Source organism: Kitasatospora sp. NPDC007106 (genome assembly GCF_040634455.1).
Classification (GTDB): Bacteria; Actinomycetota; Actinomycetes; order Streptomycetales; family Streptomycetaceae; genus Kitasatospora; species Kitasatospora arboriphila.
Window position 1 is genome coordinate 1 of the sequence record NZ_JBEYFP010000438.1, and the last position, 4,959, is coordinate 4,959.

5 protein-coding genes are annotated in these 4,959 nt (G+C 74.0%); 2 read left to right on the forward strand and 3 right to left on the reverse strand.

Annotated elements, in window-relative coordinates; translation table 11 throughout:
- Positions 1-52: 52 nt before the first annotated feature.
- Together ABZ641_RS25550 and ABZ641_RS25555 are read right to left on the reverse strand one after the other, a co-directional pair.
- Positions 53-616, reverse strand: coding sequence for a DUF3090 domain-containing protein (locus ABZ641_RS25550; protein ID WP_344621570.1), 564 nt, complete (start codon positions 614-616; stop codon positions 53-55).
- Between the two features lie 82 nt (positions 617-698).
- Entirely contained in the window at positions 699-1,388 is a 690-nt protein-coding gene (locus ABZ641_RS25555) for a histidine phosphatase family protein (protein ID WP_344621569.1), read from the reverse strand.
- Positions 1,389-1,495: 107 nt separating this feature from the next.
- On the opposite strand from ABZ641_RS25555, the gene ABZ641_RS25560 reads away from it, so the two are divergent.
- On the forward strand, positions 1,496-2,476 hold the full coding sequence (locus ABZ641_RS25560) for a magnesium and cobalt transport protein CorA (protein WP_359985247.1): 981 nt from the start codon (positions 1,496-1,498) through the stop codon (positions 2,474-2,476).
- Positions 2,477-2,541: 65 nt separating this feature from the next.
- Here the strand turns inward: ABZ641_RS25560 and ABZ641_RS25565 are convergent, their stop codons facing one another.
- Complete coding sequence (locus ABZ641_RS25565) at positions 2,542-3,588, reverse strand: LLM class F420-dependent oxidoreductase (RefSeq protein WP_344621567.1); 1,047 nt, start codon at positions 3,586-3,588, stop codon at positions 2,542-2,544.
- A 202-nt stretch (positions 3,589-3,790) separates the two neighbouring features.
- On the opposite strand from ABZ641_RS25565, the gene ABZ641_RS25570 reads away from it, so the two are divergent.
- Positions 3,791-4,771 (forward strand): aldo/keto reductase, encoded by a 981-nt coding sequence (locus tag ABZ641_RS25570; protein ID WP_344621566.1) that lies wholly within the window; start codon positions 3,791-3,793, stop codon positions 4,769-4,771.
- The last annotated feature ends 188 nt before the right edge of the window (positions 4,772-4,959 follow it).

Consider the following 4,959-nt stretch of genomic DNA (forward strand, 5'->3'; position numbering starts at 1 on the left):
GCCGCGAGCGCCGCGCTGGTCGCCGGGTCGGTGCCCGGGAGGGCGTCCGCGCTCAGCGCCGGTATCCGTTCGCGCGCGGGCACAGGTGGCCCTCCGGGTCGAGGGGCAGGTTGCAGAACGGGCAGGGCCTGCGGCCCGCCGCGACCAGGTCGAGGGCGCGCTTGGCGAAGACCCGGGCCATCGCGCCGGTGAGCCTGACCCGCAGCATGTCGGGGCCGTTCTCGTCGTCCTCGTAGAGGGCGTTCTCGTCCTCCTCGGCGTCCTCCACCAGGGCCTGGGCCTCGACGACGAGCCGTTCGTCGACGCTGTCCCAGGCGAGCGCCATGGTGCCGACCCGGAACTCCTGTTCCAGCGGCAGGTCGAGCGGCGCGCTGTCGAGCAGTTCGGTGGGGGCGACGGCGGGGATCGCGGACGAGCCGCCGCTGCGCCGCAGCGCCTCGTCGAGGACCTCCTCGACGCGTTCGGCGAGCGCGGCCACCTGGGCCTTCTCGAGCAGCACACTGGTGATCCGGCCCCGGGCGCTGGCCTGCAGGTAGAACGCCCGGGATCCGGGCTGGCCGACGGTGCCGGCCACGAACCGCTCTGGCTGGTCGTAGAAGAAGACCTGACGGGGCACTCTCTCGCTCCGGATCGGGATCGGACGGGGGCTCATCGGCCACCCTACGACGTGCGCCGCACGGACGCGGCGACCGGTTGGCTCAGCTCGTCCCGCCGACCACGGCGTCGCCGCCGGGCACCTGGGCGGGCTGCTGCTTCGGGGCGAGTCCGGCGAGGCCGCCGGTGTCGCCGAGGCGCAACAGGAAGGGGCGGTGCGGGGTGTAGCGGATCGCGGTGACCGAGCAGGGCTCGACGGAGATCCGCTGGAACTGGTCGAGGTGCAGGCCGAGCGCGTCGGCGACCACGGCCTTGATCACGTCGCCGTGGGTGCAGGCGAGCCAGAGGGCGTCCTCGCCGTGCTCGGCGGCGACCTTCGCGTCCCACTCGCGGACGGCGTCGACGGTGCGGTGGCTGAGGTCGCGCAGCGACTCCCCGCCGGGGAAGACGGCGGCGGAGGCGTGGTCCTGCACGGTGCGCCAGAGCGGCTCCTTGGCGAGCTCGTGCAGCGGGCGGCCCGTCCAGTCGCCGTACTTGCACTCGCCGAGCCGCTCGTCGACGGCGGCGGCGGCGAGTTCGGGGCGGGCGGCGAGCAGCGGGGCGACGGTCTGCCGGCAGCGCTCCAGCGGGCTGGTGACGGCGTGCGCCAGCGGCAGCCCGGAGAGCCGGCCGACCAGGCCGGCGGCCTGCTCGCGGCCGGTGTCGTCGAGTTCCACGCCGGGCGTCCAGCCGGCCAGGACGCCGGCGGTGTTGGCGGTCGATCGGCCGTGGCGGACGAGCAGCAGCGTGGGCATGCGGACTAGCCTACGGCCTGGGGTACCGGGTGGGGCACGGGTGCCCATCGGGTGTGCGTTCAAGGGATGTGATGACCGTTCGGGCCCCGGCACGGGAGAATGCCCGCATGATCGTCGATTGCGCCACGTACCGGGACGGCCGCCGGGTGGAGGGCCCCGCGGACTTCTCGGACGCGCTGGACGCCGTACGGGCGGCCGGTGACGGCTTCCTCTGGATCGGGCTGTACGAGCCGACGCCGGAGGAACTGGACCTGGTCTCCTCCGAGTTCTCGCTGCACCCGCTCGCGGTGGAGGACGCCCTGACGGCGGCGCACCAGCGCCCCAAGATGGAGGTCTACCCGGACGCGCTGCTCACCGTGGTCAAGACCCTGGGCTACCGGGAGTCGGACCGGACGGTGGAGACCGGCGAGGTGCTCGTGTTCGTCGGCGACTGCTTCGCGATCACCGTGCGGCACGGGAAGGCCAGCCCGCTGGGCGCGATGCGCAAGGAGCTGGAGGACCGGCAGGACCTGCTGCGGCTGGGCCCGGCGGCGGTACTGTACGCGGTCTGCGACCTGGTGGTGGACAGCTACCTCGACCTCTCCGCGACGCTGCTGTCCGACCTGGACGAGCTGGAGGCGGACGTGTTCGCCCCGGGGCGGACGCGCGGCGCCGCCGAGCGGATCTACGCCTTCAAGCGGCAGGTGGTGGCCTTCCGGCGGGCGAGCGCACCGCTGCTGGAGCCGGCCACCCGGCTGGTGCGCGGCGGCGTGCCGTTCGTCCCGGACGCCCTGCAGCCCTACCTGCGGGACGTGCTCGACCACCTGACCCGGACCACCGAGCAGGTCGAGGCGCTGGACCGGCTGCTCTCGGACATCCTGAACGCCAACCTGGCCCAGGTCAGCGTGCAGCAGAACGACGACATGCGGAAGATCTCGGCCTGGGCCGCACTGGCGGCGGTGCCGACGATGATCGCGGGCATCTACGGGATGAACTTCCGGTACATGCCCGAGCTGCACCAGCCCTGGGGCTACCCGGCGGCACTGGCCCTGATGGCCCTGGTCTGCCTGGTGCTGCACCGCCTGTTCAAACGGGCCGGCTGGCTCTGACGGCCCGAACGCGGACCTGCAGGGGCGTGTGGGGGGTATCCCCCACACGCCCCTGAATCGACCGCCTAGGCCAGGCCGGCCCGCTCCAGCGCCTCGACGCCGGTGCGCAGGGCGGTGATCCGCTCCTCCAGCGTGAAGCCGGCCGGGGCGAGGGTCAGCGTGGTGACGCCCGCGTCGGCGTAGGCCTGCATCCGGTCGGCGATCCGCTCGGTGGTGCCGAGCAGCGCGGTGGCGTCGATCAGGTCGTGCGGGACGGCCGCGGCCGCGCCGGCGTAGTCCTTGGCCAGGTACTTCTCCTGGATCTCGTCGGCGGCCTGCTCGTAGCCCATGCGGCGGGCGAGCTGGTTGTAGAAGTTCTTCTCCTTGCTGCCCATGCCGCCGATGTAGAGCGCGGCGTAGGAGCGCTGGCTGTCGGCGGCGGCCTTGACGTCCTCGCCGACCGAGATGGCGACGGTCGGGCAGAGGTCGAAGCCGTCCAGCGTCTGCCCGGCCTTGGCGCGGCCGGCCTTCAGCGGGTCGATGGAGAGCGCGGCGTGCTCGGGGGCGAAGAAGATGCCGAGCCAGCCGTCGGCGATCTCGCCGGTCTGCTCCAGGTTCTTCGGGCCGATCGCGGCGATGTAGAGCGGGATGTGCTCGCGGACGGGGTGCACGGTGAGCTTGATCGGCTTGCCGGGGCCGCCGGGCAGCGGCAGCGTCCAGGTGGCGCCCTCGTGGACGACCCGCTCGCGGGCCATCGCCTTGCGGATGATCTCCACGTACTCGCGGGTGCGGGCCAGCGGCTTGTCGAACTTGACGCCGTACCAGCCCTCGGAGACCTGCGGGCCGGAGACGCCGAGGCCGAGCCGGAAGCGGCCGCCGGAGAGGGTGTCCAGGGTGGCCGCGGTCATCGCGGTCATGGTGGGCGTGCGGGCCGGGATCTGGAAGATCGCCGAGCCGACGTCGATCCGCTCGGTCTTGGCGGCGACGAAGCTGAGGACGGTCGCCGCGTCGGAGCCGTACGCCTCGGCGGCCCAGCAGACCGAGTAGCCGAGGCGGTCGGCCTCCTGGGCGACCGCGATGTTGTCGGCGTCCATGCCGAGTCCCCAGTAGCCGAGGTTGATGCCCAGTCGCATAACGGTGCCCACACCTTCCGTTCGGTCCTTGCGGCGAGCGTAGCCGCGCCGCCCGAGGAAAGGCTACTGGCCGGTAGGAGTGGCCTGCGTCACGCCGCCGCGCGGGTCGTCCGCAACGCCGCGTTCCCGGGCCGCTACGCTCTGCCAGCAAGGGGGTCCGCCCCCACCTGCGGTTTTCAGCCACGACGGAGGGGCCCTCCCGATGGAACTGCGCCACCTCGGCAGAACGGGCCTGACAGTGAGCAGGCTCGGCCTCGGCACCATGACCTGGGGCCGCGACACCGACGAGCACGAGGCCGCCGAGCAGCTCAAGGCCTTCGTCGACGCCGGCGGCACCCTGGTGGACACCTCCGACGCGTACGCCGACGGCGGCGCCGAGTACCTGCTCGCCCGGCTCACCGACGGGCTCGTCCCCCGCGCCGACCTGGTCATCGCCACCAAGGCCGGCGCCCGCAACCGGCCCGGCCGCCGCCGCGACGCCTCCCGCGGCCACCTGCTCGCCGCCCTCGACGCCTCGCTGCACCGCCTCGGCACCGACCACGTCGACCTCTGGCAGGTCGACGGCCACGACCCGGCCACCCCGCTGGACGAGACCCTGCACGCCCTCGACATCGCCGTCACCAGCGGCCGCGCCCGCTACACCGGGGTCTGCGACTTCAGCGGCTGGCAGCTCGCCAAGTCCGCCGCCCGGCAGCAGGGCCACCCGGCGCGGGTACCGCTGGCGGGCGCGCAGCTGGAGTACTCGCTCCTCCAGCGCGGTCTGGAGCGCGAGGTGCTCCCGGCCGCCCTGGACGCCGGCGTCGGCCTGCTCGCCTCCTCGCCGCTCGGCCGGGGCGTGCTCACCGGCAAGTACCGGCACGGGGTGCCCGCGGAGTCCCGCGGCGCCTCGCCGCACCACGCGGGCATCGTGCAGCCGTACCTCGGCGAGCGGTCCCGGCGGATCGTCGACGCCCTCGCCACCGCCGCCGACGGGCTCGCCACCAGCCCGCTGAAGGTCGCCCTCGCCTGGGTCCGCGACCGGCCCGGCGTGGCGAGCGCCCTGGTCGGCGCCCGCACCGCGGCCCAGCTGCAGACCACCCTGTCGGCGGAGGCCCTTACGCTTCCGGGTGAGATCCGCGGTGCGCTGGACGACGTGTCGGCACCGGTGCACCGCTACCCGGACCAGGGCTGGACGGAGCTGTGAACCGCCGGCCGTGAGGAGACATCGATGACGCAAGCGGAGCACAGCGCCCCGGAGCGGCAGGCCCAGGCCGTCGCCGCACTGGCCGAGGCGATCCGCGCGGCGGGGGCGTCGTCGGGGCCCGCCGCCGAGCCCGCCGACCCGGACGCGCCGCGCACGGACACCCCGCGCACGGACGAGCAGCGCGCCGC

Bases quoted from the DNA above. Each gene is read 5' to 3' on its own strand.
- ABZ641_RS25570 (WP_344621566.1), top strand. From the start codon at position 3,791: ATGGAACTGCGCCACCTCGGCAGAACGGGCCTGACAGTGAGCAGGCTC.
- ABZ641_RS25555 (WP_344621569.1), bottom strand. From the start codon at position 1,388: ATGCCCACGCTGCTGCTCGTCCGCCACGGCCGATCGACCGCCAACACC.
- ABZ641_RS25560 (WP_359985247.1), top strand. From the start codon at position 1,496: ATGATCGTCGATTGCGCCACGTACCGGGACGGCCGCCGGGTGGAGGGC.
- ABZ641_RS25565 (WP_344621567.1), bottom strand. From the start codon at position 3,588: ATGCGACTGGGCATCAACCTCGGCTACTGGGGACTCGGCATGGACGCC.